General features: G+C 63.2%; 29 protein-coding genes and 1 riboswitch. Of the genes, 16 read left to right on the top strand and 13 right to left on the bottom strand.

Annotated features, from left to right (window positions below; genetic code table 11):
• Complete coding sequence (locus tag HF955_RS04945) at positions 1-1,590, bottom strand: AbgT family transporter (RefSeq protein WP_291078386.1); 1,590 nt, start codon at positions 1,588-1,590, stop codon at positions 1-3.
• A 168-nt stretch (positions 1,591-1,758) separates the two neighbouring features.
• Here HF955_RS04945 and HF955_RS04940 point away from each other — a divergent pair, with 168 nt between their 5' ends.
• The 9 genes from HF955_RS04940 to HF955_RS04900 all read left to right on the top strand — a co-directional run bounded on the left by HF955_RS04940 (position 1,759) and on the right by HF955_RS04900 (position 9,968).
• The gene (locus tag HF955_RS04940; RefSeq protein WP_291078384.1) at positions 1,759-2,856 is read left to right on the top strand and encodes an aromatic ring-hydroxylating dioxygenase subunit alpha; all 1,098 of its coding nucleotides are present in this window, start codon (positions 1,759-1,761) and stop codon (positions 2,854-2,856) included.
• A 1,314-nt stretch (positions 2,857-4,170) separates the two neighbouring features.
• Positions 4,171-4,809, top strand: coding sequence for a fasciclin domain-containing protein (locus tag HF955_RS04935; protein ID WP_291078382.1), 639 nt, complete (start codon positions 4,171-4,173; stop codon positions 4,807-4,809).
• Positions 4,810-4,890: 81 nt separating this feature from the next.
• Entirely contained in the window at positions 4,891-5,394 is a 504-nt protein-coding gene (gene ruvC, locus HF955_RS04930; protein WP_291078380.1) for a crossover junction endodeoxyribonuclease RuvC, read from the top strand.
• Positions 5,391-6,017 (top strand): Holliday junction branch migration protein RuvA, encoded by a 627-nt coding sequence (gene ruvA / locus HF955_RS04925; RefSeq protein WP_291078378.1) that lies wholly within the window; start codon positions 5,391-5,393, stop codon positions 6,015-6,017. The genes ruvC and ruvA overlap by 4 nt, the downstream gene beginning before the upstream one ends.
• On the top strand, positions 6,014-7,042 hold the full coding sequence (gene ruvB / locus HF955_RS04920) for a Holliday junction branch migration DNA helicase RuvB (RefSeq protein WP_027846499.1): 1,029 nt from the start codon (positions 6,014-6,016) through the stop codon (positions 7,040-7,042). Before ruvA ends, ruvB begins: the two co-directional genes overlap by 4 nt.
• Positions 7,043-7,138: 96 nt before the next feature.
• The gene (locus tag HF955_RS04915) at positions 7,139-7,381 is read left to right on the top strand and encodes a YdcH family protein (protein ID WP_027846498.1); all 243 of its coding nucleotides are present in this window, start codon (positions 7,139-7,141) and stop codon (positions 7,379-7,381) included.
• Between the two features lie 22 nt (positions 7,382-7,403).
• Complete coding sequence (locus HF955_RS04910) at positions 7,404-7,532, top strand: hypothetical protein (protein ID WP_291078374.1); 129 nt, start codon at positions 7,404-7,406, stop codon at positions 7,530-7,532.
• Positions 7,533-7,634: 102 nt separating this feature from the next.
• Positions 7,635-7,946, top strand: coding sequence for a hypothetical protein (locus HF955_RS04905; RefSeq protein WP_291078372.1), 312 nt, complete (start codon positions 7,635-7,637; stop codon positions 7,944-7,946).
• Between the two features lie 1,104 nt (positions 7,947-9,050).
• Positions 9,051-9,968 (top strand): hypothetical protein, encoded by a 918-nt coding sequence (locus HF955_RS04900; protein WP_291078370.1) that lies wholly within the window; start codon positions 9,051-9,053, stop codon positions 9,966-9,968.
• 7 nt (positions 9,969-9,975) lie between these two features.
• Here the strand turns inward: HF955_RS04900 and HF955_RS04895 are convergent, their stop codons facing one another.
• Both HF955_RS04895 and HF955_RS04890 read right to left on the bottom strand, forming a co-directional pair.
• Positions 9,976-10,437, bottom strand: a complete 462-nt coding sequence (locus HF955_RS04895) for a phage tail protein (protein WP_291078368.1) — start codon at positions 10,435-10,437, stop codon at positions 9,976-9,978.
• A 379-nt stretch (positions 10,438-10,816) separates the two neighbouring features.
• Positions 10,817-11,038, bottom strand: coding sequence for a SlyX family protein (locus HF955_RS04890; RefSeq protein WP_291078366.1), 222 nt, complete (start codon positions 11,036-11,038; stop codon positions 10,817-10,819).
• A gap of 131 nt (positions 11,039-11,169) precedes the next feature.
• On the opposite strand from HF955_RS04890, the gene HF955_RS04885 reads away from it, so the two are divergent.
• Positions 11,170-11,745: a hypothetical protein gene (locus tag HF955_RS04885; protein WP_291078365.1), complete on the top strand. Its 576-nt coding sequence runs from the start codon at positions 11,170-11,172 to the stop codon at positions 11,743-11,745.
• A gap of 442 nt (positions 11,746-12,187) precedes the next feature.
• On the opposite strand, the gene HF955_RS04880 is transcribed toward HF955_RS04885, so the two are convergent.
• The 3 genes from HF955_RS04880 to HF955_RS04870 form a co-directional block, all read right to left on the bottom strand.
• Complete coding sequence (locus tag HF955_RS04880) at positions 12,188-13,141, bottom strand: hypothetical protein (protein ID WP_291078364.1); 954 nt, start codon at positions 13,139-13,141, stop codon at positions 12,188-12,190.
• Between the two features lie 263 nt (positions 13,142-13,404).
• The gene (gene thiC, locus HF955_RS04875; protein ID WP_291078362.1) at positions 13,405-15,354 is read right to left on the bottom strand and encodes a phosphomethylpyrimidine synthase ThiC; all 1,950 of its coding nucleotides are present in this window, start codon (positions 15,352-15,354) and stop codon (positions 13,405-13,407) included.
• Positions 15,355-15,365: 11 nt separating this feature from the next.
• Positions 15,366-15,692: a hypothetical protein gene (locus HF955_RS04870; RefSeq protein ID WP_291078360.1), complete on the bottom strand. Its 327-nt coding sequence runs from the start codon at positions 15,690-15,692 to the stop codon at positions 15,366-15,368.
• Positions 15,689-15,801, bottom strand: a riboswitch (TPP riboswitch). Its footprint overlaps the gene before it by 4 nt.
• Before the next feature lie 107 nt (positions 15,802-15,908).
• On the opposite strand from HF955_RS04870, the gene HF955_RS04865 reads away from it, so the two are divergent.
• The 3 genes from HF955_RS04865 to HF955_RS04855 all read left to right on the top strand — a co-directional run bounded on the left by HF955_RS04865 (position 15,909) and on the right by HF955_RS04855 (position 17,636).
• On the top strand, positions 15,909-16,262 hold the full coding sequence (locus tag HF955_RS04865) for a helix-turn-helix transcriptional regulator (protein WP_291078359.1): 354 nt from the start codon (positions 15,909-15,911) through the stop codon (positions 16,260-16,262).
• 1 nt (position 16,263) lies between these two features.
• Positions 16,264-16,719 carry an SRPBCC domain-containing protein gene (locus HF955_RS04860; RefSeq protein ID WP_291078357.1) on the top strand — a complete coding sequence of 152 codons (456 nt, stop codon included), beginning with the start codon at positions 16,264-16,266 and terminating at the stop codon, positions 16,717-16,719.
• A gap of 113 nt (positions 16,720-16,832) precedes the next feature.
• The gene (locus tag HF955_RS04855) at positions 16,833-17,636 is read left to right on the top strand and encodes a hypothetical protein (protein ID WP_291078355.1); all 804 of its coding nucleotides are present in this window, start codon (positions 16,833-16,835) and stop codon (positions 17,634-17,636) included.
• Between the two features lie 4 nt (positions 17,637-17,640).
• Here HF955_RS04855 and HF955_RS04850 read toward each other — a convergent pair whose 3' ends face one another.
• The 6 genes from HF955_RS04850 to HF955_RS04825 all read right to left on the bottom strand — a co-directional run bounded on the left by HF955_RS04850 (position 17,641) and on the right by HF955_RS04825 (position 22,538).
• Positions 17,641-18,351 (bottom strand): hypothetical protein, encoded by a 711-nt coding sequence (locus HF955_RS04850; protein ID WP_291078353.1) that lies wholly within the window; start codon positions 18,349-18,351, stop codon positions 17,641-17,643.
• A gap of 73 nt (positions 18,352-18,424) precedes the next feature.
• On the bottom strand, positions 18,425-18,787 hold the full coding sequence (locus HF955_RS04845; RefSeq protein WP_253065367.1) for an MmcQ/YjbR family DNA-binding protein: 363 nt from the start codon (positions 18,785-18,787) through the stop codon (positions 18,425-18,427).
• Positions 18,784-19,140: an ArsC/Spx/MgsR family protein gene (locus HF955_RS04840; protein ID WP_291078352.1), complete on the bottom strand. Its 357-nt coding sequence runs from the start codon at positions 19,138-19,140 to the stop codon at positions 18,784-18,786. Before HF955_RS04840 ends, HF955_RS04845 begins: the two co-directional genes overlap by 4 nt.
• Positions 19,141-19,174: 34 nt before the next feature.
• Positions 19,175-19,555, bottom strand: coding sequence for a DUF2065 family protein (locus tag HF955_RS04835; RefSeq protein WP_027839090.1), 381 nt, complete (start codon positions 19,553-19,555; stop codon positions 19,175-19,177).
• A gap of 53 nt (positions 19,556-19,608) precedes the next feature.
• Positions 19,609-20,361, bottom strand: a complete 753-nt coding sequence (locus tag HF955_RS04830; protein WP_291078347.1) for a phosphodiester glycosidase family protein — start codon at positions 20,359-20,361, stop codon at positions 19,609-19,611.
• 44 nt (positions 20,362-20,405) lie between these two features.
• Positions 20,406-22,538, bottom strand: a complete 2,133-nt coding sequence (locus HF955_RS04825; RefSeq protein WP_291078345.1) for a spermidine synthase — start codon at positions 22,536-22,538, stop codon at positions 20,406-20,408.
• Between the two features lie 225 nt (positions 22,539-22,763).
• On the opposite strand from HF955_RS04825, the gene HF955_RS04820 reads away from it, so the two are divergent.
• Both HF955_RS04820 and HF955_RS04815 read left to right on the top strand, forming a co-directional pair.
• Positions 22,764-23,369 (top strand): PadR family transcriptional regulator, encoded by a 606-nt coding sequence (locus tag HF955_RS04820; protein ID WP_291078343.1) that lies wholly within the window; start codon positions 22,764-22,766, stop codon positions 23,367-23,369.
• Positions 23,370-23,455: 86 nt separating this feature from the next.
• On the top strand, positions 23,456-24,952 hold the full coding sequence (locus HF955_RS04815) for a tryptophan halogenase family protein (RefSeq protein ID WP_291078342.1): 1,497 nt from the start codon (positions 23,456-23,458) through the stop codon (positions 24,950-24,952).
• A 2-nt stretch (positions 24,953-24,954) separates the two neighbouring features.
• Here HF955_RS04815 and rlmN read toward each other — a convergent pair whose 3' ends face one another.
• On the bottom strand, positions 24,955-26,124 hold the full coding sequence (gene rlmN / locus HF955_RS04810) for a 23S rRNA (adenine(2503)-C(2))-methyltransferase RlmN (RefSeq protein WP_291078340.1): 1,170 nt from the start codon (positions 26,122-26,124) through the stop codon (positions 24,955-24,957).
• Positions 26,125-26,300: 176 nt separating this feature from the next.
• Here rlmN and HF955_RS04805 point away from each other — a divergent pair, with 176 nt between their 5' ends.
• The gene (locus HF955_RS04805; RefSeq protein ID WP_027839085.1) at positions 26,301-26,945 is read left to right on the top strand and encodes an OmpA family protein; all 645 of its coding nucleotides are present in this window, start codon (positions 26,301-26,303) and stop codon (positions 26,943-26,945) included.
• The last annotated feature ends 5 nt before the right edge of the window (positions 26,946-26,950 follow it).

Below are 26,950 nucleotides of genomic sequence, written 5' to 3'. Positions count from 1 at the left end.
CTAGCCGCCGGTGCCCGGCACGGTGATGTGCGCGGGGGCGCCCGGGCCAAAATCCATGCCGAGGAAGATCCAGCCCATCATCAGCACAACGCCCGTGATCAGCATCCACACCGAATAGGGGATCATCATCGCCGTCAGGCTGCCGAGCCCGAAATCGGTTTGCCAGCGCCGCGCAAACACCAGGATCAGCGGGAAGTACACCATCAGCGGCGTGATGATGTTGGTCGCGCCATCGCCCACGCGATAGGCCGCTGTCGCCCCTTCGGGGCTGACGCCCAGCAGCATCAGCATCGGCACCAGAACCGGCGCCAGCAGCGCCCATTTCGCGCTGGCCGAGCCGACGAACAGGTTCAAGAGCGCCGAGAACAGCACGATCAGGCCCAGCACGATCGGCAGCGGCAGGCCGCTGGACTGGATCGCGTCCGCGCCATGCACGGCCGAGATCAGGCCCAGATTCGACCAGCCGAACATCGCGACGAAATGGGCCGCCGCAAAGGCGAGGACGAGGTAATAGCCCAGATCCTTCATTGCCTCGGTCATCATGTTCACGAGGTCGCGGTGATTGTTGATCGTGTTGGCCGCTGCGCCATAGGCCCAGCCGGCCGCCAGGAACAGGACGAGGAAGCCTGCCACGAGGGAGCGGAAGAACGGTCCAGCCTTCTGGTACCACGGGTCGCCCTCGGTGCCCGGCCCGTCTGCCAGCAATGGCGTGCCCGGCCCGAACGTCATCAGCGCCCACAGCGCGCAGACGCCCAGCACAGCCAATCCCGCCATGCGCAGGCCCTTCTGCTGTTCAGCGGTCAGCGGCTTGTCCTCATCGCCCGCCTGCACGGCGGCGTCCGGGGCAGGGGTCCATGTGCCAAGGCGCGGCTCGATCACCTTGTCGGTCACAAACCAGATGACCGGCAGGTAGATCAGCAGCAGCGCGATGATGAAATAGGTGTTGCCGGCAATGTTCATCGTCCAGCCCGCATCGATATTGCTCGCGCCATAGGCCGCCTCGGTGATGCCGAACAACAGCGCGTCGAGCTGGCCGGGCGAGATGTTGGCCGAAAACCCGCCCGACACGCCTGCAAAGGCCGCCGCAATGCCCGCCAGAGGGTGGCGTCCGGCCGAGGCGAACAGGATGCCCGCCAGCGGGATCATCACCACATAGCCCGCATCGGCGGCATGGTTTGACAGCATGGCCACCAGCGCGACCAGCGGCGTCAGCAGGACTTTCGGCGCATTGCGCACGGCGGCGCGGATCGCGCTGGAAAACAGGCCCGAGCGCTCCGCCACGCCCGCGCCCAGCATCACGACCAGAACATAGCCAAGCGGATGGAAGTGCGTGAACGTCTTTGGCATCTCCACCCAGAGTCGCTGGATGTTGTCTGCCGAGAACAGGCTGGCGGATTCGATGATCAGCGGCGTGCCACCCTCGGTCACCTGGGTTGGGTGCGGCGCGCTGAAACTGGCCCAGGCGGCGATCTGCGAAATCGCCATCAGGGCGATAATCAGGTAGAAGAACAGGAAGACCGGATCGGGCAGGCGGTTGCCCGTCTTCTCCACCCATCCCAGGAATCCCTTGTTGGTCACTGTCTCGGCCATGCCCGATACCCCATTGTTTCCGCGCCAAAGGCGACACCTTATTGCCAATTGCCGCGCTGGCAATATTCGGCCCTGCATGCGCCACAGTCTGCGCTGCAGCCCGAACACTGGTGACCCCCTGCCAAATGCGGTAATCAGGCGCTTCAGTTGACCAAACGGCCCCCGCCCATGCCCGACACACAGCCTCCCGCGCCCAAACAGGGCATTACCGAAGACGGCTTCCTGACCGACAGCTGGTATCTGGCGGCGCCCTCGACAGAGCTGAAACCCGGCAAGCAGCACCGGATCATGGTTCTGGGGGAGCCTGTCGTGGTGGGGCGCACGCCGAAAGGGGAGGCGTTTGCCCTGCGGGACATCTGCCCGCACCGGCTGGTGCCGCTCTCGGCCGGCCAGCAGCTGGAAACCGATGGCGAATGGACGCTGCAATGCCCGTATCATGGCTGGCGCTTCGGCACGGATGGCGGTTGCAAGCTGATGCCCTCCCTGACCGACGACAGCCCCTATGATCCGTCCAGGGTGAAAGTGCGCCGCTATCCGGTGCATGAGGCGAATGGCGCGGTCTATCTCCATGTCGCGCACAATCCCCGCAGCGTTGAGCCGCCGGCCGTGCCGCCGCCGGAATTCGGCCCGCTGCCGGAAAAGCCGGGCTTCGTCATCCATGACGTGTTCAACGCGCATATGGATGATGCCGTCGTCGGCCTGATGGATCCGGCTCATGTGCCCTTCGTGCACAATCAATGGTGGTGGCGCCCGCCCTCGACGGGCCTGAAGCTGAAGGAAAAGCCCTTTGTGCCCACGACACGCGGCTGGGCGATTGACCGGCACCGGCCAAGTTCGAACTCGAAACTCTATCGCTGGGTGTTCGGCGATGATGTGGAAACCGAAATCCGGTTCCAGCTGCCCGGCTATCGCTGGGAAATCATCTCCAACGACAAGGCGCGCCTCCTGACGCTCACCTGCCTGACGCCGGAAGCCCCGAAACGTACACGGATCACCCAGTTCACCTGGTGGACCGGCGCGCCGCTGCTCCACCTCGCCGTGCCCATCGCCAAACCCATGGCGCGCAAATTCCTCCGCCAGGATGGCGATATGGTGGATCTGCAAAACCAGGGCATGGCCCACCAGAAAGCCATGATGTGGATCGACGACATCGACATCCAGGCCAAATGGTACCAGCGCCTAAAACGTGAGTGGACGGACTGCCGGACAGAAGGGCGCGAGTTCGCGAACCCGATTGAACCGCGCGTGCTGAGGTGGATGAGTTAGGGAGGCTGGTCGACAGCTCAAGAGGGTTCGCCTTGCGATTCTGTAGGGCGGGGTAGCGGAGCGCAACCCGCCCTACGCTACTCCTCTCCCCGTCTCTTCCTCTCTCCGCATCTCCGGCGGATGCCGGAGTCTCCTGCGGCTGGTTCCGCGCTCTTACCGCAGGAGGCCCCGGCATCCGCCGGGGATATGTTGTATGGGGATAAGGTTTGCGCTCTCCTCCTGGCGTCACCCCCGACGCGCAGCGTCTGGGGGCCCATCTCTGAAAGACGCCGCAAGTGCGTCACACGCAATCGCGGGGGCCAGGCCCAATCGTCCCCTTTCTCCGCATCTCCGGCGTACGCCGGAGCCTCCCTCGGCTGGCTCCGCGCTCTAACGGCAGGAGACCCCGGCATCCGCCGGGGACACGGTGCTGGAGGATGGAGATCATGCTCTCCCCCCGCAGGCCCCTGCGAAGGCAGGGGCCCATCTCCTGCTTCCTCCTCAAGCGCTTCAGGCGATGGCGGGAGATGGATACCTGCCTGCGCAGGTATCTCCGGACCAGCTGAATCCGGCGCACAGCCCCTCATGCGATGATGGTCATCTGCCCTTCCGGGAGCCGGATCAGGTACCGTTCTGGTCGGGAGGGCAGGGACAGGAGGGTGCGGGCCGGAGCAGCGGTCCGGTCCGCACCTAGGCAGGTCAGGCCAGGGTGAGCCTGCGAAAGCAGGTCGGGCTGTCGAGGAACAGAAATCGTGCCAGTGGCACGATTTCCCGAGACAGGCCTCGTCCAGAGCCCTGCGCTTGCGCTTGGGCCTGCTCCGGGCAATCGCAGTGCGATTGCTTTTCCTCCGCAGCCGGTAACGAAGACCCGGGACCATGGGCCCCCATGAGGGTGTCCCGCCGAAGCCCCTGTCCGGCGCGGCGGGCGGTAACGCTCCATTCCGTAGCCTTGTTCAGTTCCAGGCGGAGCGCCACGGCGCCCGCCGCGCCATGGCTCTGTTGGGGCCGGTTGTTGGATCCCCGGATGGCGAGCGCCAGTCCGGCTTTGGGTGCTGGAGGAAACACCCTCACCTCCCATTGCTGACGCAATGGGCCCCTCCTCTCCCAAAGGGAGAGGGGTGCAACTCGGAGCCCGGACAAATCCCTCTCCCGCTTGCGGGAGAGGAGAGACCCGCGCCGAAGGCGTGCGCGGGGTGGTGAACTGGACGATGGGCCGCCCGCGTCCTGCCATGGAAAACCCGCATTGAGCGCGCGGAATCCGGTATGCGCCACTGAACCAAATCACGGCGCGCGCGTTGTCTGCCCATTGCCTGCCGGAGGAAAGGATCCCCGCATATGAAACCCGCCCTGCTTGTTCCTGCTCTCGCCGCACTGATGCTGGCCACCGCCTGTTCGGGCGAGTCCCCGCAACCCCAGGCCCTGCCGGATGATCCGGTCCAGCCCTATGCGGACGACATCGACATTGCCGATCCGGCCCTGCCGGAACCGGAGGAGGAGGACGTCTTTACCGAAACGATGGACCGCGACGCGATGGTCCTGTCCGGACCCAATATCCTCGACACGATTGCGGCCGATCCGCGCCTGTCCACCCTGTATGGCGCCATCGAGGCGGCCGCGCTGGACGAGACGCTGGCAACGGGCGGCCCCTATACCGTGTTTGCGCCGACCAATGATGCGTTCGACGCCCTGCCGGAGGGCCAGCTGGAAGACTATCTGCGTCCCGAAAAGGCGGACCGTCTCGTCCGCATGCTGGAATACCATATTGTCGAGGGCGAGCTGCGGGCGGCAAATGTGCCTCCGGCCGAGGACGGCACGCCCGTCGCCAGCCTGAACGGGCTGGACCTGTCGCTGCGGGACATGGGCGGCGGTGATCTGATGATCAATCAGGCCAGCCTGATGGAAACCGATATCGACGGCGGCAATGGCGTCGTGCATGTCATCGACTCCGTGCTGGTGCCGCGCGAAACAGAATAGGAGAAAGCGGCTGCAGCCGGTGTGAACAAATCGAGAAAATGCAAGGTGTCATTAACCCCGTGCCTTGATAGGATGACGGGGATGAGCACCACGATTCGCATTCTCGGCATCGATCCCGGCCTGCGCCATACGGGCTGGGGCGTGATTGAACAGACCGGCGCCCGGCTGGCGCACATCGCACATGGCGTGATCTCGGTCGATCCGGCCCTGGCGATGTCGGACCGTCTGGGCGGAATCTTCGAGGCGGTCGGCGAACTGGCCCGGCATTATGGTCCCCATGCATCGGGCGTGGAGGAAACCCTGGTCAATGCCAATCCGCGCTCGGCGCTGAAGCTCGGCCAGGCGCGCGGCGCAGCCATGGCGGCACTGGCCATGGCGGGCATTCCGGTCGCCGAATTCGCGCCGCGCAAGATCAAGCTTGCCATTGTCGGCACCGGCACGGCCGACAAGGACCAGGTCGCCTTCATGGTCAAGCGCCTCCTGCCCCGGGCCGGGCAGATGAAAACGGACTCGGCCGATGCCCTCGCCTGCGCGATCTGCACCGCGCATCATTTGCCGCTGGATGTGAAACGGGGCGCAGCATGATCATTGGCAGGCTGACCGGCACCGTTGCCGCCCTCGGCGCGGACCATGTCCTGATCGACGTCAATGGCGTCGGATATGTCTGTATGGCGGGCGCGCGCCTCCTGGCCAAATTGCAGGCCGGTGACGAGACGGTGCTGCATGTGGAAACGCGGGTGACGGAAAACTCCATCACCCTGTTCGGATTCGGCTCGGACGAGGAGCGGGCCTGGTTCGTGCGGCTGCAGGATGTGCATGGCGTCGCCGGCAAGGCAGCGATGGCGATCCTCGATGCGATCACGCCCGCAGAATTGATGGATTCGATCGCGCTGGGCGATGCCTCCGTGCTGACTAGGGCCAAGGGTGTCGGCAAGAAGCTGGCCGAACGCATTACCGGGGAATTGGCCGGCAAGCCGCCGCCCCTGGGCCGGTTCGGAAAGTTTGAAACGGCAAAGGTTGCCGGCCTTGCCAGCGCGCCCGTGGCCGCCGCCACGACCGGGGCACGCAGCGAAGCGATCTCGGCGCTGGTAAACCTTGGATATGCCCAGGCCGACGCCGCCCGCGCCGTCGCCAGCGCAGCGAAGGAGACAGGCGATGAGGAGGTCGGCGCGCTGATCAAATCCGCCCTGAAGGAGCTGGCGCGATGAGCCGCGAGGGCGCCTTGTCCGACCCGAACGCCCAGGGCGGCGATGCGCTGGACCGCGCGCTGCGGCCGCAGGCCTTTGATGACTATGTCGGCCAGCGCAAGGCGAAGTCCAATCTGAAAGTCTATGTCGAGGCCGCGCGCAAGCGTGCCGAAGCGCTGGACCATGTTCTCCTGTTCGGCCCGCCGGGCCTCGGCAAGACGACGCTGGCACAGATCCTGGCCCGGGAAATGGGTGTCGGGTTCCGCGCGACCTCCGGCCCCGTCATTGCCAAGGCCGGGGATCTCGCGGCGATCCTGACCAATCTGGAGCCGAACGATGTTCTGTTCATTGACGAGATCCACCGCCTGCCGCCCGTCGTGGAGGAAATCCTCTATCCTGCGATGGAGGATTATGCCCTCGACATCGTGATTGGCGAAGGCCCGTCGGCGCGCTCGGTGCGGCTGGATTTGTCGCCCTTTACCCTTGTCGGCGCCACCACCCGCGCCGGCCTGCTGGCCACGCCCTTGCGGGACCGGTTCGGCATTCCGCTGCGGCTGGAATTCTATGAGCCGGAGGAACTCGCCCGCATCGTCATGGCCGCCGCGCGCAAGCTGACCGCACCGATCACGGAAGAGGGCGCCATCGAGATTGCCAGCCGGGCCCGGGGTACACCGCGAATCGCGCTGCGCCTGCTCCGCCGGGTGCGCGACTTTGCCGAAGCCGATGGCGGCACGATCACGAAAGACGCCGCCGCCAGCGCGCTGAAACGGCTTGAAATCGATTCCGACGGACTCGACGCGCTGGACCGGCGCTATCTGCATGCGCTGGTAAAGACCTATGCCGGCGGGCCGGTCGGCGTGGAGACGCTGGCCGCGGCCCTGTCGGAAGCGCGCGACGCGGTGGAGGACGTGATCGAGCCCTATCTGATGCAGAAAGGCTATGTCGCCCGCACCCCGCGCGGCCGGGTCGCCGCGCCGCTCGCCTATGATCGCCTCGGCCTGCCGAACCCCGGCACCGGGCAGGCAGGCCTGTTCGGGGAAAAATGACCCCCGATCCCTCCGGTTAGGTAGTTTTCCCGATTCCGGCAGCCCCCGCGAACGGGCCAATTGGGCCCAGACGCTGTTTAGAGGGAGCCGATCCACATGTCGCACACGCCGCACGAACTCGCCGCCGATTTTCCGGAAGCTGCCGACCGCATCCGGGCATTGAAGGAGTCCAATCCCCATTTCGCGCGCCTGGCCGAGGAATATCATGAGGTGAACCGCCAGATTCACCGCATCGAGACGGATGTCGAACCGGCCAGCGATGATTTCCAGACCCGGCTGCGCAAGCAGCGCATGGCGCTGAAGGATGAATTGTACGCCCTTCTGAACGCCCCGGCCTGACGCTGAACAGGAGAACACGGTCATGGGCAATCTCAGCGTGGACGCCCTCGCCATTGCGGCGCTGGTCGGCTTTTCGACCCTTTTGCTGATCGGAGCGGGCCTGACGGCCTGGCTGTGGAAGCAATCCGGCAAGTCGGAAGGCGATCTGTAGGATTGCATAGCTGGCCTGCAACAGCTTGCTCAAATTAGGGGAAGACATTTCAACCGAGCGGTGTTACGTAACAATGCAATCGATTGTAGTGGGACCAATCCGATGACGTATTCCTTTGCTGGACTTGCCGGTGAATTTCCGGACGCCGTGCCTGAAATCTTTGAACTGACCTCGACAGACGAGGCCTTCGAGCAGATGGCGCGGGCCTTCGAGGACATCACCCAAATGCTGGCCGAAGCCGAGACCAGCATTGATGCGCCGGATCTGCGCGACCGGGAGAAGCTGGAAGCCCGCCGGGCCGAATTGCGCGCTGCCCTGTGCGCGGCGCTGTGCGAGGCCACGGGCCAGGATCGCTGGTGTGAAGAGGCCGCTGGCCTGCGCGGGGACAAGAACCCGCGCAGGTCGGCCGCCTGAACGCGATCTGACACCGCCCCCGTGCGATAGCCAGGAGGCGCGGTCCCTTCCCGTTCCCGTCATCCCGGAATTTGCGTGAGCAAATATCCGGGACGCTGCGGATGCCGGAGGCAGATGAGGGCACGCCTCCCTCGCAAGCGGGGGAGGTGCCGAGCCTCGCGAGGCGGAGGGGGCTGGTGCTGGGGGTCCGGAGTCCCCCCTCCGTCAGCCGGCTGCGCCGCCTGCCACCTCCCCCGCAAGCGGGGGAGGAGAAGAGGTGCGGTGTTCATTTTCGATTCCTCCTGCACATTTGGCCGGACTGGCGCGCGCCATCCGGGGATCTCATAGGCGGCCCCAGCAGAGCCACGGCGCGGCGGGCGCCGTGGCGCTCCGCCTGGAAATGAAAAGGCTACGGAATGGAGCGTTACCGCCCGCCGCGCCGGACAGGGGTTTCGGCGGGACACCCTCATGGGGGCCCATGGTCCCGGGTCTTCGTTACCGGCTGCGGAGGAAAAGCAATCGCACTGCGATTGCCCGGAGCAGGCCCAAGCGCAAGCGCAGGGCTCTGGACGAGGCCTGTCTCGGGAAATCGTGCCACTGGCACGATTTCTGTTCCTCGACAGCCCGACCTGCTTTCGCAGGCTCACCCTGGCCTGACCTGCCTAGGGCCCGGCGGGACCGTCTGTCTCCCGCAAGGCCCATCCTGTCCCTGCCTCTCCGACCAGAACGGTACCTGATCCGGCTCCCGGAAGGGCAGATGACCATCATCGCATGAGGGGCTGTGCGCCGGATTCAGCTGGTCCGGAGATACCTGCGCAGGCAGGTATCCATCTCCCGCCATCGCCTGAAGCGCTTGAGGAGGAAGCAGGAGATGGGCCCCTGCCTTCGCAGGGGCCTGCGGGGGGAGAGCATGTTCTCCATCCCCCAACACCGTGTCCCCGGCGGATGCCGGGGTCTCCTGCCGTTAGAGCGCGGAGCCAGCCGAGGGAGACTCCGGCGTACGCCGGAGATGCGGAGAAAGGGGACGATTGATGGGGGCGGGGGTTTCTCCTAGAAGGGGCGGAACGGAGATCAGGCCGGGGCCTGGGAAGAGGGGGTCATGACCGGGTCGGGCCAGCGCGCGCCATGCTGATATTCACCTCCACGCTGGCCGTCTGGGCACTTGATCCGGATACGGGCGATTGCTGGCAGATCGACAGCGGCAAGGGTGTCTATTACGGCATCAGCTTTACCGAGGACCGCCTGTTCATCGGGGCCCGGCAGGCCGCCTATGGCAGTGACCAGTCCGTGCAGCAGAATGTTGTCCTGGTCTATGACCGGGCCCTGCGCCTGAAGAATGTGCTGGCCCCGCGCGGCGCGCCGATCCGCGACCTGCACCAGATCCTGGTGGCGGGGCGCAGCCTGTATGTCACCTCCACCTATGATGACACGATCGCCATTCTGGACCTGTCCGACCGGCGCTGGACCGAATGGCGGCCCTTGCCCGCGCGGGCGGGGGCGCCGGACGAGTATCATGTCAATTCCCTGTTGGCGGCGGGCGAGTCGCTCTGGCTGGCAGGCAAGCGGCCAAAGCCCTGGGTGGCCGAGTTCGACCGGGCCGGGCGGCAGCTGAAACGGCAGATGCGCCTCGGGCGCGGCACGCACAATGTCTGGCTGGACGATGGCGTGCCGGGCGTGTGCAGTTCCGATGAGGGCGCGCTGGTCTGGCAGGATGGCCGCCGACGGATGATTTCAGACGGGGCCTGGACACGCGGCTATTGCCGCCTCGGAGACCGCATCTTTGTGGGGCTGAGCGAGGTGAATTCGCGCGAGAACCGGGCGCAATCGGATTGCTGCCTTGTTGAACTGGATGCCGATCACGCCCCCGTGCGGGCCTGGCATTTGCCGGGCTGGGGCATGCTGCATGATGTGCGGGCCCTGAACACAGCGGATGCGAGCCATAATGGCGTGCGCTTTGCGCTGGACCGCGCCCGGCTGGATCTGCGTTTTCGCCGCCAGCGCCTGTCGGCCGGGTTTGGCCCGTTCACGCCGCCGCCGGCCTGAGGCCGGATCAGTTCCGGGACGGGAAGATGCCTTGCGTCACGACGCAGTGTTTCAGCGCGAGATAAGGCGGCATGTTGTTTCCGGCGGCGGAGTCGCCCAGCGGGTCTGCTGCGCCATCATGCGCCAGTGCCGGGCCAGCAATGTCGGATTCGGTGCCGCCACGCTCGCCTTGCCGGCGGTCGGTCAGGCCGGGGCCCTGGCCCGCGCCGACGACCACCCGTCCGCGCAGATCGGGCAGGGCAAATGTGGTGCGCCCATCCCCGCCATACATGGTGCCGAGCAGGGAGAAGAGCGCCGAATTCTGAGAAATCGGCAGCAGGCGGCCATCCGCCTCCAGCGTGCCGCGCGGGCAGAAATTGAAGCCGACGGTCAGGATCTCGCCGAGATACTCGTCCGGGCCGGCCTGCGCCGATGGTGCGGCCAGTGTCGCTGCGATGAGTGCTGCCGTGAAAATGGAAAGCCGGGCCATGATGCATCCTCCCCTTGATGGATGGGACGCAGTCTAGGCGGCTTTGGGGGCGCGGCAAGGGGGGCGTCGATTGCCATCAACACCGGATCCCCGGCGGATGCCGGGGTCTCCCGCCATTAGAGCGCGGAGCCAGCCGCAGGGGACTCAGGTGCCCTGCGCCCCACGCTTGGGCCTGCTGCGGGGCGAATGCAGTGCATTCGCTTCATCCCTTCGCAGCGCCGGAGATACGGAGAGAGGGAAGTTTGTCATCCCGGAAAGCGCGCAGCGCTTATCCGGGACCCATCCTGCCGAAAAACACCCATGCTGCTGGGTCCCGGATATTTGCTGCCGCAAATTCCGGGATGACAAGGTTGAGACGTGGAGGGCGTGGCGGGTTACGCTAATAATGCGGGGGCGGCCGGTCCACGGGGGCGGCCTGGCCGGCGGACTGTTCGGCATCCGCCACGCGCTCGGCAAGGCGCGCCACCTGCCGCTCCAGCCGCTCGATCAGCTTCCATTGCGCCGTGATGGCCGCGTTGAGGTCCTCAATCGTCTGCTCCTGATGGACAGCGCGCATTTCAAGCTCGTCGAGTCGGGAGGCGGTGTCGGGTGTGTCTGACATGGCGGAGGGATTAGCGGGGGCGGTGGGGGGAGGCAATACAACAAAGCGGACCTTGCAAGAGGGGCTTTGGTTGCGCGGGTGGACTGGCGCGTTATGATAAACAGAGACACGTCCTTGATGCAGGAGCTCTCATGATCATTCGATTTGTCGTTTTCGCGGTCCTTATCCTTCTGGCAGTTTCAACTGTTTCATCCGCGAGTGCGCAGATCAGGGAGTATGAGGCGGCCCGCGTCGACATGTCGGCCAAGAGCCGCGAGTGCAAGGCACAGGGCGGGAAAATCGCTGGCGCGATGGACTGCTTCCGCACCTGCGCGATGAGCGCGCGCACGGTCCAGAACTCGACCGGCCTTGCCGCCGAAGCGGTCGCGCAGATGCAGGCGGAATGCGACGCGAAATACCGCTTCGCCCAGACCGGCACGGCGGCGCCGGTTCCGGCTGCGCCTGACTATTCCGGCCGCGCCGCAGCCCTGCCGGCCAAAGCCGCTTATTGCCGCCAGGCCGAGGCCCGCATGGGTTGCCCGGTCGACCCGTCAGAGCCCAACTGGGTAAAGCGCGAGCAGATCTGCAACACCGCCAAGGTCTGTGGCCGCTGCGGCGATGCGGGGCTGGTCGAACGCCTGAGCACCACCCCCGCCCGCCGCGACACGATGATGCTCGACAGCTGCGAGGAAAACCATGACGCCGTGAAAGCCTGGCTGGACGGCTAAAGCGGGCGGGTGTGCGATCTGATTTTGCTGTACGGCCGCTCGATCAGCGTCCACTGCGCCGTGATGGCCGCGTTGAGGTCCTCGATCGTCTAATCCTGATGGACCGCACGCATTTCAAGCTCGTCGAGGCGGGATAAGGTGGAGGGTGTGTCTGTCATGGGGCGAGGGCTTAGCGTTGGAGGTGGGGGGAGGCAATGCGGGAACCCATAGGGCGGGTCATGACTCGCCAAGACTTTGTGCGAAGGGGGTGGCAATAGCGGCTCTGGCGGAAATGTGCGGAGGTAGGATGGGCCCACGCAACGCCGATATCCACCGTGCGATATTTGCGGTGAGGCCGGATGGTGGCTATCGCTCCGCTCAACCCACCCTACAGCAATGCGGAGCATCGCATTACTATGGCGATCCAAGGCATCGCTTTGCTGATATTCTCATTGTGCCGAACTTACTGTTCAGAAGAACTTCGAGGACCATCGATCATAAACAGCCTGCGCAGCACTGAGCGGAATTTCCTTCTGTCTCTAAACTTCAGCATTAGAAATGGAGGAATCAGGTATATGAAGGTGCCAATGACAACGGCGAGAAATAGACCTCTATCGATTCCTACAACCGTCTCTTGAAGGGTCATATTTGACAAAGATGCATTGGTGATAGGTAGTTCCTCGCAATCTCGAAATGTAAAGATAGAGGAGCGTTCGGTACAGACTTTGAATTTATTAGACTTCGGACGAAACAAGACGCCACCCGAGGCGTGTTCTCCTTGAAAATAGATGCTTGACTGCACTCCGTTGTCCAGAAACAGAGAGCTTCCCAAGATTGTAAATAGAACAACATAAGCGACGGCCAGAGGAGCAAGTATCGGACGCGTCATCGGCTTGTCATCGACGTCAACCAATCTAGCCTCGAAGTTGATGTTCTTACGATCAAGTGTTTCAGATTTTGGAACCATACAAACGGCAGAGATGGATATGCTTTCTCCGCGCTTTAGCAGAGACCACTCCGCGCAAACTTTCTCTTTGCCAAGCGTGCGTACTTGAACGTCGGCGGCTCCTGAGCAGTCAATAGATAGAATTTCGCAAAAATCGGGGAAATGAAAAGTGACAGGACTTAGAAATCGGTCCTGCGATATATCTCGCGTGCCGATATTCTTGATCTTCAACTCCGCCACGTAGATATCTTCATGTACTTGATTGCCATCTACCGTGTACTGCACGGACACTTTTTCATGGCTTCTGGACAGGCGAAGACCAATAAGGCTTATAACCTCGTACCCAAGCTTACCTCTAGAGCCTAATCTTGGGGCGATTAGAGTAGCGAATACCGTTAGACCTCCGATAGTTACCACCCAAAAGAGGGAGTTGGTGAGCAAATCCAGAAAAAAGGGCTTCAAATTTTCCATCTTGAGCTTTTCAATCAGAACCTAAAGGAATTCCAATCTTACACTTAAGGTGTAATTCCGCAAACGATCCAAAGGACTAAGAAAGTGATTGCCTCGATTTCTTGCGAAAGTAACCCTTCTGAAGGGAAGACAGCGCTTCCATCAGTGAGCTCATATCGACAATATATATGGCTTCTAGCTCGCGGGGGAAGATGAGGGCTATAAGCGCAGTTTCCGGAGTGAAAAGGCTTCATTCTAGGGCCCGTTCGAACGTAGCAAGGCGACTACGTTGTCTCAATGTATAGTTGGCGTCCCATTGCCTCATACTCGGCGCTCTTCTCTTCCATCCCCTTTTTCGCCTCCGCCGCCTGCTTCTCTAGGTCCAGTCGCTCATTCTCGCTCATGCCCGCCGCATATTCCCGGACCTCCGCGGTAATTTTCATGCTGCAGAATTTCGGGCCGCACATGGAGCAGAAATGGGCGACCTTGTGGGCGTCCTTGGGCAGGGTCTGGTCGTGGAAGTCTCGGGCGGTTTCGGGGTCGAGGGAGAGGTTGAACTGGTCTTCCCAGCGGAATTCGAATCGGGCGCGGGAAAGCGCATCGTCGCGGATCTGCGCGGCGGGGTGGCCCTTGGCGAGGTCTGCCGCGTGGGCGGCGAGCTTGTAGGTGACAACGCCGACTTTCACATCGTCACGGTCCGGCAGGCCCAGATGCTCCTTGGGCGTCACATAGCAGAGCATGGCCGTGCCATACCAGCCGATCATCGCCGCGCCGATGCCGGAGGTGATATGGTCATAGCCGGGCGCGATGTCTGTGGTGAGGGGGCCGAGCGTATAGAAGGGGGCCTCGCCGCATTCGCGCAGCTGCTTTTCCATGTTCACCTTGATCTTGTGCATGGGCACATGGCCCGGCCCCTCGATCATGACCTGGCAGCCCTTGTCCCAGGCGACCTTTGTCAGCTCGCCAAGGGTTTCCAGCTCTGCGAACTGGGCGGCGTCATTGGCGTCTGCAATCGCGCCGGGGCGCAGGCCGTCGCCGAGGGAAAAGGAGACATCATAGGCGCGCATGATGTCGCAGATCTCCTCGAAATGTTCGTAGAGGAAGCTTTCCTTGTGGTGGGCCAGCATCCATTTCGCCATGATCGAGCCACCGCGCGAGACGATGCCGCAGACACGGTCTGCGGTCAGGTGGATATAGGCGAGGCGGACGCCGGCATGGATGGTGAAATAGTCGACGCCCTGTTCGCACTGTTCGATCAGCGTGTCGCGATAGACTTCCCAGGTGAGGTCTTCGGCAATGCCGTTCACCTTTTCCAGCGCCTGATAGATCGGCACCGTGCCAATCGGGACGGGGGAGTTGCGGATGATCCATTCGCGCGTGTTGTGGATGTTGCGGCCGGTGGAGAGATCCATCACATTGTCGGCGCCCCAGCGAATGGCCCAGACCATCTTGTCGACTTCTTCCTCAACCGATGAGGCGACGGCGGAATTGCCGATATTGGCATTGATCTTCACAAGGAAGTTCCGGCCGATGATCTGCGGCTCCAGCTCGGCATGGTTGATATTGGCCGGGATGATGGCGCGGCCGGCAGCGATTTCCTGACGGACGAATTCCGGCGTGATGTATTCCGGGATATGCGCGCCGAAGCTCTCGCCCTGTGCGATCTGTTCCGCGGCGCCCTCGGCGGCTTTCGCGCGGCCAATGTTCTCGCGCGTGGCGACATAGATCATCTCTTTCGTGATGATGCCGGCCTTGGCGAATTCGTATTGCGTAACGAGGTTTTTTGATTTGCTCGCGGCTGTTCCGTCGCCTTCGGCTCCGGGCCGCTGCGCCTGCGCGTTGCTTGTGGGGTCAAAATCAATCGCCTTAAGAGGCCGGTGCTTTACCGGGAATTCGCGGGCAAGGTATTTGCCGGTGGCGCCGCCATTGTCTTCCGGTTTCACATCGCGGCCGTCATATTCCTCGACGCCGCCACGCTCCAGCACCCAGGCGCGCCGGTCGCGGGCGAGGCCTTTCTCGACATCGATGGTGACCGACGGATCGGTATAGGGGCCGGACGTGTCATAGACCGGCACGGCAGGCTCGTTCGCGGAGGGGTGAAGGTCAATCTCGCGGTGCGGCACGGCGATGTCCGGCGCATCGGCGGGATGGGAATAGACCTTGCGGCTGGCGGGCAGGGGGCCGGTGGTGACGTTGGGGGTCTCGAACTGGCTTTGATCGGCGGGCTTGTTCATGGGGCTATTCCTTAGATGGCCGGTGTGGCGGACATGAATGTCTTGTTGAAGTCGGCGGCTGTGGCGGGCAGCTGGACGAAACCTTTCCGGGCCCATTCCTGCACAAGGTCTGCCGAGGACGCGTATCTGTTGGCGAACAGGCAGGGATCGGCGGAGTCGTAGGCCCAATCGGCAAAAGCCGACTGTCGGTTGGACTGGATGGCAATGCTGTTGTTGACGGCGTGTGTATCGCAAATGTGGATTGTGCGCTTCACTGCAGCGTTTTGATTCAGCTCGAACCACCGCTCTTCCGGCGTTGCGAAGACGGGATCCCGATACTGAAGTCGTATATATTCCACGCGCTCACTCCCGTCCCTTGCGCCGGTATTAGCCGGATCAGGTTCAAAGGGTGCTCGGGCGGCATCAGCCCAATCTCAGCGCTTACCAGACGCGCCCCTCGGATGCGGGAAGAATAGGCGGGTTGGAGGCGGAAGGAAAGAGGCGAGGTGGCGACAAAAGGTAGGTGATTGCCTAAGTGTCTTGACGGGATCGCGCAGTCCGGGATAGGTAGCCATATGCCTAACCATTTCTCTTCCGACCCTGCCGCCCTCGACCGCGCCTTTCAGGCATTGGGCGATGCGACGCGGCGCGGCGTGCTGGCGCAGCTGGCGCTGGGCGAGGCGCCGGTGTCAAAGCTGGCCGAGCCCTATGACATGGCCCTGCCGACCTTCCTGCAGCATCTGAAAGTGCTGGAGGCGGGCGGACTGGTGTCCAGCCGCAAGCAGGGGCGCGTGCGGCTCTGCAGGCTTGAGGCGGCGCGGCTGGCCGAGCTGCGATCCTGGATCCGGCAACATGAACAGGTCTGGGCGGCGCGGCTCGACCGGCTGGATGATTTCCTGAACACACACGATCCCGAGAAGGATACCTGACATGACCCATCACACCGCCCAGCATGGCACCGCCACGCTCGAGAAGGGGCTGTCTGCCCCACCAGCCCGCGTCTTCGCCGCCTGGGCCGATCCGGAGCAGCGCAAGGTCTGGGGCTCTCCCTCGGACGAGATCGACATGCGCATTGATGCCGCCGACTTTACCGTGGGCGGAGAAGATGTGACGACCTGCCTGGCCGGCGGCGAGGCCGTCGCCGTGGTGCGCGGGCGGTATCACGACATCGTGCCGGACAAACGCATTGTCTATACGGAGATCATCGCGTCGATGGAGGCCCTGGAAGGGGCGTGCCTCGTAACAGCCGAATTCCTGCCGGAGGGGGATGGCACCCGCCTCGTCGTGACACTGCAGACGGTGGCGCTGGATGGATCAACCCTGCGGGAGGAAGCGCAGGAGGGCTGGGCCAGCGCCCTGATCCGGCTGGAAGACCTGCTCGCCTGACGCCGGACTGCGGAAAAATAGCAGCTGATTAATGCCAGAGGGCAGTTTGTTAACCCTATGGCGACTCCGAATCGCAATGTTTGGCAAGAACCCGATGACGGAGACCTGCCCCCATGGCTTTCACGGCGACATTCGGCCCGGCTGAAGAGACGAAGGCGAAGACGAAGTACAAGACGTTCAAGGTGGACCTCTGGGCGACGGATCTGAATCCGACCGAGATCGGCATCATGAAGCGGACCCAGCATGAGGCCGCGTCTGACCAGTTCACCAAGGATATGGAAATCTTCGGCCAGGTGAAGGATGGCCGGGAGCGGACCGGCATCCTGGCCTATCGCAAGGAAATGTGGAAAACCGAGGAGGGCATGAAGCGCCGTCTGGTGCTGAAACTGTTCTCCGAGGGCATGCATTGGCGCGGGACGGCCGAGCTTCTGATGGGGCGTTCCCTGCAGTTGAGCATCGGGGCCAAGGGTGTCCCGGTTCCGGCCTATTCAGTGAATATCAGCCGCCATGACCAGATTATCCAGCTGGAGCGATCGGCCCACAAATGGCCCCTGTTTCCGGAGAAATTCTCCTTCTTCATCGATACGAAGAACGGCCCGCGTTTCTACCGCCTGCGCCGGAACGTGATCGGCATCGGTGCGGACTATAGCCTGTATGACGATCGGGGCCGGAAGATCGGCAGCCTGGACCACCGGATCATCAATCTGGGTGGGTCCTGGATCGTGAAGCTGGATGCGGCGGAGAGCTATGCCAAGCTGGAAGCTGTCTTGCAGATATTCTGTGCCCTGCTGAAATTCAACGGATCTGCGCGCAGGCATGTGGCGAAAGAGGTGGAGCAGCTGCATATCGGGCGGGCTGTGCGCCAGCTGGACACGCAGGAACGCAACCTCTACCTGAACCCGCGGCGCCGTCGCTGAGCGGTCAGGCGGCTTCCTGTTTCAGTTCGATCCACAATTGTTCCGACTGGGCGAGCAGCCGTCCATCGCGCGTGAACAGCGCAGTGGCTGCGCCATGCTTGCGTCCATCATCAAACAGGGACCATCCGGCGACGATCAGTTCGTCTCCCGGGGCCGGCCGGTCGTGGATCTGGGCGGTGATGCGGGCCAGAACCATGGGATTGTCCTGAAACCCGATCGCGAATGCGCCCGGACAATCCAGCGCCGCCCAGAGGATTTCGGGACGGATCAGCCCATCATCGCCTGCCAGGCTGGCCTCCGGCGTCCAGACATCGGTCACGCCGTCATAGTTATCGGGCCGGCCCGTGAACAGGCAGAGCCCGTCTTCGGTGCGGGCCGGTCCACAGACATAGCAGCCGGGAAAAGCGTGGGTTTCAACTGGCGGGAAATGGTCCGGGCCGGATTTCGCGATCTCGTAACCGGGGGCAGCCGGAGGCGGAGCGAGCGGCGCGCCGGGGCGAACCTGCATGACGATTTGCCCGTCGTGACGGACGTCATATCCGTCGGCGGTCGGCACGCCCTGCATGGGCATGTCCAGAGGAGGGGGCGCGCGCAGCGATACTTCTGCCGGACCGTCAATCCGGCTGGCGGCGAGGCCCGCGGAGACGCCGCCATTGGCCGAGCCGGGCGGTCCGTTGAACATGGCGGGGACAAGGATTGTAAACGCGGTGGACATGGGGCAACTCCTGTCCTGCGCGCATGCCGATTGCAGGCCGCCCTGCCAATGCGACATGCCGTCCGGTACGGTCCTAGTCGATCAGGCCGAGCTCGCGTTGTTTCTTCTTGCTGAGCGCCATGCCAATCAGGCGGAAGGATTCTGTGAGATATTCCTTCAGATCGTCGTCGGAGAGCGTTTCATCCGAAAAGCGCTGGATCCATTTCATGCCGCGCGAGGCGAGATAGGGGGCGCCCTGGCATCCGGGCTGTTCCTTCAGGATGTGAAAGGAGATCGGGCGGACCTTGAACGTACAGGCGGCCAATTGGTCCCCGTCGGGCGTCCCGATGGCAAAGACCTTGTTCCCGATCTTCCAGACATGCGAGCCACCCCATTGCACGACATGTTCGGTCTGGCCGAGGCCATCACAGAAGGCGTTGTACTCTTCGAGCGTCACCGTGCCAGTGCCTGCTGTGTGCCGCTGTCCCAGCCAACGAGGATTTCGGCGCCGGTATCGATGACGGGGCGTTTGATGAGGGTCGGATTGGCTTTCAACAGGTCGGCGGCCTCGTCACCGAGAGCGCCCGACTTCTCAGCCTCGGACAGGCTGCGCCAGGTCGTGGACCGGCGATTGACCAGCGTCTCGGGCCCGACTGCCTTCAGCCAGGCCGGAACCAGACGGTCAAGATCGGCTTCGCTGCGAATGTCCACAAAGGCGGTTTCGCGGTCTGCCGCGTCCAGCGCCTTCAATGCCTTCTTGCATGTGTCGCAATTCTTCAATCCGTAAAGCGTGACCGGGCCAGCCGACATGGCAATTCCTTTCATCCTGTCCTGCGCGACAGAGCTAGAGCGCCCCGATGGCGAAGACAACTGCGCCAATGGCGATGGAGACAATGCCGAACCCGCGCAGATGGTCATCGTCCGGCATCATCCAGTGGGCGAGCGCCCAGAGAGGCTTGGGCCATGCCACCAGCAGCAGGCCCTCGATCAGCGCCCCGGCCACAAGCAGGGTCGCCAGCCCGTCCGCGATGCTGGAGAAACCATTCTGGACAGACAAGGTTCCGCCAGCCCCGAAGATCATGACAGCGCCGCACAGATACCCGACCGCAGGGCTGGCTTCGAGATCATCAATCAGCCGGGCCATGCGCAGCGGGTCTGTCAGAAGGCCCGCTCCGGCCGCCATGGCATAGAGGCCAAACAGGAGAAGGATCGTGCTGGACAGCATGCCGGGCTCCGTTCGCGACTGCCTGGAAATCCTAGCACGTCCCGGCGGAGGGGTCAGTCGCTTTCCGATGGAATGGTGACGCCCACGATCGGGCCCATGTCGAGCCCGGTCTCGTTACGCCCGAGGTCCGGCGCATAGAGCTTGGAGACCACCCCGTCCAGAAACAGGGCGTTCGGCGTGTCCAGTTCGTCCCGGAACAGGGTGGCGAAACTGTGAAAGTTGACCGGCACGTCGCTGATCGCGAAATGCAGCGTGCCATCGGTGGCGACCCCGACGCCATTGCGGCGCTTGCGGCTGGGCCCGTCGGCGTTGAAGTTCGGGTGCAGCTTGCCTTCAATTACCAGCATCGGGCCGGACTGGGTAGCAAATGTCGGGTCGGGCGCCAGGCTTTCATAGGCCAGGGATTCGGTGACGTGCGGGGTGCCGTCTGCATCGATCCAGAACACGCCATTCGGCAGCATGCCGAAATTTCCTGGGCCGGCACGCGTGACCAGCGGCGCTGTCTGGCTGCCCTGTTCGACATACAGTCCAACCGGTCGGCGATCCTGATGATACATGCCGCCATTCATGGCGAAGAGGAGCGTTTCCTGCCGAGACTCCAGATGCGCGGCCAGCCGGTCGAATTGCCCGAACGGTGCCCCGTCAGGATGGGACAGCCAGAGTCGTGCCTGTGCATCCGGCGGAAAGGAGCAGACCGTATAGGGCTGATTCAGGTGCAGGACTGGCGCGCAGGGGGAGGGGGTCTCCGCCTGGGCACAGGCCTGCAGCAGCGTAAGACACAACAGGACGGAGAGGATCAGGCGCATGGTCGAAGACTAGACGTGTGGCGAGACCGGCGCCATGGCCAAGTTCATTTGGCGCGATGGGTTTCGATCATCGCCCCGACAAGGTTCGAATAATCGTCGGTCCAGGGACGCCGGGCGTCAGCCGTGACCGGTTGCCAGCGCGCATCCGCGTCGAAGGGGGTCAGCGCCCCGGCATGTTTCGCAAACATCATCACATTGGTGGGCTGGACGCCGCTGGCGGCCTCATCCGGTGTGGGAACGTAGAATTGATGGCGCATGGCCGCGCCTTCCGCTGCGCCGATCCGCGCCAGCACGGGCACGAGGTCGATATGACGGTTCGAGATATGGAAGACGAGCACGCCGTCTTCGGCAAGGCGCGACAGATAGAGCTGCATGGCTTCGCGGGTCAACAGGTGGACGGGAATGGCGTCTGAGGAGAACGCGTCCAGCAGCAGCAGGTCGAATTGACGGGGCGCTGCGTCGGCCAGCGTGATGCGGGCATCGCCCAGGATGATGCGGGCGTCCGGCGTGCAGCTGGAGAGAAAGGTGAAATGGTCCGGATTGGTGGCCATGTCGACGACAATCGGATCAATTTCGTAATAGGTGAAATCCTGTCCGGGCCCGGCATGGCAGGCCACGCCGCCCGCCCCGAGGCCGACGACGCCCACTGTGCGGGCAGTGCCGGCCAGCTGCGTGAAGGCCTGCCCGATGGGCGTGGCGGCATTGTAATAGGCCAGCGGGGTGGGGCGGTCTGTCTGGCTGCGGATCTGGGCGCCATGGATCGTGTTGCCATGTTGCATGAGGGTCAGGTCCGTGCCGGCGGGCGAGTAGACCTTCACGACGCCGAAGAAGCCGCGGCGCGTGACCATGCTGCCATCCGCGTCTGCCCGCAGCAGGGCGAAGGTGGACCAGATGGCACCGATGGCAAGCAGGATGCCGGCCCCGATGGTCAGGGTACGGCGATCCAGGGTGAGCCGGACGCCCTTGCCGAGAAAGGGCGGGCTGAGCAGCAGCGCCGCGCCAAGCAGAAGCGGATATTCGTGGATGTCATTGAACAGGACCGGAGCCAGCAGGGCGACAAAGGCTGAGCCAAGCACACCGCCGAGCGACATGAGGAGATAGAATTCGGTCAGGCCGCTCGCCGCCGGGCGACGCGCGACCAGGGCGCCATGCAGGCTGAGCGCGGCGAGGAAAAGCGCGCCGATATGGATGATCAGGCCGAGCACCACGATCTGGGAATTGAAGACCGGGACGTTCAGCATCAAAAGGGCAGCGGCGACAGCAAACAGCAGCGACTTGTCGGCCATAGCAGGCGAGATCAGCGGCCGCTTTGCGAAAACGATGATGAAGGTGGCGATGTAGGCGATCAGCGGCGGTGCCCACAGGAAGGGGGCAGAGGCAATGTCGGTGGAGATGTGGGATGTGGTCGCCAGCAACAGGCCGGACGGGATGGCCGACAGGAGCAGCCAATAGCCCTTTTCCTTCCAGCTGATCGATGCGGGACCTGACATTGCGGGCGCGGTAGCCGCGTCAGGGACGGTGCGGCGATGGTGGCTGAGCACGAGCAGCCCGCAGGTGACCAGCAGGAGCGCGACCAGGCCATAGCCTCCGCTCCAGAGCAGGGATTGTGCGCCGAGCGTCGAGAAGGGCTCCATCATGAGCGGATAGGCGACCAGTCCCAGCAGCGACCCGGCATTCGACGCGGAATAGAGATGGTAGGGATCCTCCGCATCCGGCCGGCCGGAGCGCGCATACCAGTGCTGGATCAGGGGGGCGGTGGCCGACAGGATGGCAAAGGGCGGCGCGATCGAGACGAGAAAGGTGCCGGTCAGCCACAAGGCGGGATGCTGTGGGTCCGGCGCGCCGAACAGGCCGGAAATCGACAGGGGCAGCGCCAGGGCGGCGAGCGCCAGCAGGGTGGCATGAATGGCGACCTGCAGGCGCAGGGAGTTCAGCCGCCCCAACAGGTGCGCATAGGCATAGCCGCCCAAGAGCGCCGCCTGAAAACAGACCAGCGAGACGTTCCAGACTGCCGGCGCGCCGCCCATCAGCGGCGTTGTCATCTTGGCGTACATGGGCTGGACAAGGAAGATCAGCGCAGCCGAGAAGAAGACGGTGACCACCCAGGGGCGCGCTCCGAGCCGGTCGGTGAGTACGGACAGGCCTGCTGCCGGCCTGGCTGATTGCGCATAATCCATCGACACCCACCCCTTGTTCTCATGTCCGGGACCAATCGGCAGTGTGCCCGATCCCGGTTAAGCGGCCCTCTGCAATTCGATCGAATTGATTGATGGGCGGAGAGGTCCCGTTAAGGCTTTGCGCAAATCGGCGCGATGATTGCCTGAAGATTTTAGATAGTACGAAACTTGATTTTTCGATATATCGAAAATATATGCGATTCAGATATATCGAAAGGATACAAAATGACATATCGACACAAGGACATGGGATTTCGCGGCGGCGCGGGCCGGGGCGACGGGGATTCAGAGCGTTTGCACGGGAGACGGTTCAGGATGCGGCACGGACATGGACGAGGACGGGGGCAGGGGCCCCGTGGCGGTCGGCGCCGTCCGCTGAATCATGGGGATCTGCGCCTGCTGATCCTGGAGCTTGTCTCCGGAGAGCCGCGCCATGGCTATGATCTGATCCGCGAGATCGAAGGCCGCACGGGCGGGGCCTATGTGCCCAGTCCGGGAGTGATCTATCCGGCGCTGGAAGCGCTGCTGGATCTGGGCTGGGTAGACGCGGACATGGATGGCCAACGCCGCCTGTTCCGCCTGACCGAGGCGGGCCGTGAGCAAAGGGAGGCCGCCGCCGAGACGGTGGCCGCCATCGAAGCGCGACTGGCCGATCTGCAGGAGAGTGACCGCCCGGACGACCCGCATGACGTGCGCGGCGCGATGCACCGGCTGCGCCATACGGTGCGGGACACAGTGCGGTCAGCCCCGAATGACGGAGAAACGCGCAAGACGGTTGCCGACATTCTGGCAGACGCGCAGGCCCGCATCGCCGCCCTCAAGGCCGACTGAACGGGGCGGGGGCTGCGCTGCCGGATTGACCGGCCGGGACATCCTGCCGAGTATGCCGCGTTATGGAGGCGAGCAGGGAACAGGACATGGTTCAGACAGTTCTGGTTGCGGGCGGCGGCAGCGCTGGCTGGATCACGGCAAACCTGCTGAATGCGCACTGCCGGAGAGCAGGCAGGCCGACCCGGATTCTGCTCGTGGAGTCCCCGGACATTCCGACCATCGGTGTTGGGGAAGCAACGGTGCCGACCATCCGGCGAACGTTGAAGGATATCGGTTTGCCGGAACAGGATTTCCTGACCTCGGCCGAAGCGACCTTCAAGACACTGATACGCTTCAATGACTGGAACCCTGGTGAATCCTATGATCATCCCTTCGACCGGCGGGCCCGGCCCCAGACGGACCGCGCGGCTGGGGCATGGGGGGCAGGGAATGGCCTGGCCTTCGACCGGCACTTTTCCGCACTGACCCGGCTGGCGGACCACAACATCGCGCCGAAATCTCCTCGACATCCACAGTATCAGGGAAGCTTTCCCTATGCGTATCATCTCGATGCCATCAAGCTGGCTGCCCGTCTTTCGACATTCGGACGCGAACGGGGAATCGAACACCGCCTGGCCAACATCGCACGGGTGAATGTTTCACCGGAAGGATTGATCGGTTCTGTCGAAACAGACCAGGGCGAGATCCTGACTGCGGATCTGTTTGTCGACTGTACGGGTTTCCGGTCGATTCTGCTCGGCGACGCGCTGGATGTGCCCCTGCAATCCTATGCCAAATACCTGTTGTGTGATCGCGCCGTAACGATGCGTGTCCCCTATGAGGTGTACCGGCCCGACCGCATTCTGACCTATACGAAGGCCACAGCACGAGAGTCCGGCTGGCAATGGGACATCAACCTGCAGAGCCGACGGGGTATCGGCTATGTTTATTCCAGCCAGTTCCTGGACGCGGACGCGGCCGAAACCGCGCTTCGGCAGTTTGAAGGCCCGCACAGCGAGTCGCTTGAGGCCCGGCACATCCGGTTCACGAGTGGCAAGCGTGTGCACAGCTGGAGAGGTAATTGCGTGGCCGTGGGACTGGCGGACGGATTTCTGGAACCCCTCGAATCCTCTGGTCTGTATCTGATCGAATTTGCAGGTCTGGCGATTGCCAGCATGTTGGAGGATTTTGCCACCGCGCCGCATGCGACGGTGCGGTACTACAACAGGATCATGACTGACCTGTACGAGGAGATACTGGGTTTCCTGAATTTGCACTATGTGATTTCCACCCGTCGCGACACGCCGTTCTGGCGGGCAGCGACTGCAGAGGATGCCATTGTTGATGATTTGAGGGACCGGCTTGAACTCTGGCGGCACCGGGCCCCTACCCAGTTCGACTTTCCCGGGGCTGATCGCTTGTTCGCGCGGGACAGCTACGAGTTCATCCTTCATGGGATGAACTATGTCGCCGGACTGGTTCCGGGCAAACCGGATATTCCGGACATCAGTCCCCTTGTGGACAAGGCCCGGCACGAATTGCCTGAACATGAAGCGTTCCTGGCGCTGCTCCAGCGATCTGCTTCTTCCGCTCAGACAGCCTGAGTTCAGGTCGTACCGGGTGTCTCTTCAGCCAGGGCTTCGCGGCGTTTCTCTGCGGCGGACTTCTTGACGCTTTCCGAGCGCAATTGTCCGCAGGCGGCGAGAATGTCGCGGCCGCGCGGCGTACGGATCGGGGACGCATAGCCGGCCCGGTTCAGCACTTCGGCGAATTCCTCGATGGTCTCCCAGTCGGAACACTCATACGGGCTGCCCGGCCAGGGGTTGAACGGAATGAGATTGATCTTGGACGGCACGCCTTTCAGCAGGCGGACGAGATCGCGGGCTTCGGCCAGGCTGTCATTCACGCCCTTGAGCATGACATATTCGAAGGTCACCCGTTTCGAATTGCCGAGATCCGGATAGGCGCGGATGGCTTCGAACAGGGTCTGCAGGTCATACTTGCGGTTGATCGGCACAATCTCGTTGCGCAGGTCGTCATGTGTGGCGTGCAGGGAGATGGCGAGGGCGGCGCTGGTGCGGTGACCCAGTTCCGGAATCTTCGGCGCAACCCCGGCGGTCGAAACGGTGATCCGGCGGCGCCCGATGGCAATGCCGTCCCCATCCGAAATCGTGTCGATGGCCTCGGCCACATTGTCGAGATTGTAGAGCGGTTCGCCCATGCCCATGAAGACGATGTTCGTGAGCTTGCGGTTCTCGGTCGAGGTGGGCCATTCGCCGAGCCCGTCGCGCGCGATCAGGATCTGGGCGACGATCTCCTGGGCGGTCAGGTTTCGCACCAGTTTCTGTGTGCCGGTGTGGCAGAAGGTGCAGTTCAGTGTGCAGCCGACCTGGCTGGACACGCACAATGCACCGGCCTTGCCCACATCCGGGATGAAGACGCTTTCGCCTTCAACACCGGGGCCGAACCGGGTGAGCCATTTCTGTGTGCCGTCGCGCGAGACCTGATGGTCCGTGATTTCCGGTCGGGTCAGCACGAAGGTTTCGTCCAGTTTCGCCCGCAGGTCCTTGGCGATGTCGGTCATGGCGCCGAAATCCTGCGACCCGAAATGGTGCAGCCAGCGGCGCAGCTGCTTGGCGCGCATGCCGGCTTTCTTCGGTTCGAGTCCGAGGGCTTCCATCTCCGCTTTCAGGGCGGGCAGGGACATGCCGGCCAGCGAACGGGGGGCAGGGGACACAGCGTCGGGGCGCCGGGTGAGGTCGAGTGCGGTTTTCATGATCGGCCGCCTATAACATGCTGAAGCCGTTCAAGGAATTGCTCGCTGCAGGGCCAACATTACGGGGAGTTAATGGCCTGCGCCATTGTTTTGTCACCGAAGGAACGGAAAGACTGCGCCACGCGTTGATATGCGTGCCCAATTCCGGGCTGTCCTTTGTCAAAGGAGCTGATGAAATGAAACGTCTTTCCTATGCGCTGCTCGCGCTTCCCCTGATCGCCCTTCCGGCTTGCGAAACCGGGCCCAGCCAACGGGTCCTGACCGGCGCCGGTGTTGGCGCAATCCTCGGTGCGGGCGCAGGCACGCTGGCAGGTGGCGATGATGGCCGCAATGCTGCAATCGGCGCTGCGGTCGGCGCAATCGCAGGCGCTGCTGTCGGCGACTATATGGACAAGCAGGAGCGTCAGCTGCGTGAACAGACGGCCGGTACCGGTATCGGCGTCGAGCGCCAGGGCGACCAGATTGCCCTGACCATGCCGTCCAACATCACGTTTTCGGTGAACAGTGCGACGATCCAGCCGAATTTCTACAGCGCCCTCAACGACGTCGCCGCAACGCTGGTCGATTACCCGTCAACCGCCGTGGACATTATCGGCCATGCAAGCTCCGACGGTCCGGACGACTACAATATGGAGCTGTCCCAGCGCCGTGCGGAATCAGTGCGTTCCTATCTGGTGAACCAGGGCGTGACCCCGGTGCGTCTCGCCGCTGTGGGCATGGGTGAAACCCAGCCGATCGCCGACAATGCAACGGCCGAAGGCCGCGCAGCCAATCGCCGGGTCGAAATCATCCTGACGCCGATCACGCAGGAAAGCTACTAGGCGAG

This window comes from Hyphomonas sp. (genome assembly GCF_017792385.1).
GTDB lineage: Bacteria > Pseudomonadota > Alphaproteobacteria > Caulobacterales > Hyphomonadaceae > Hyphomonas.
The sequence above is the reverse complement of the archived record's forward strand: the minus strand, read 5'-3'. Positions and strand labels throughout refer to the sequence as shown.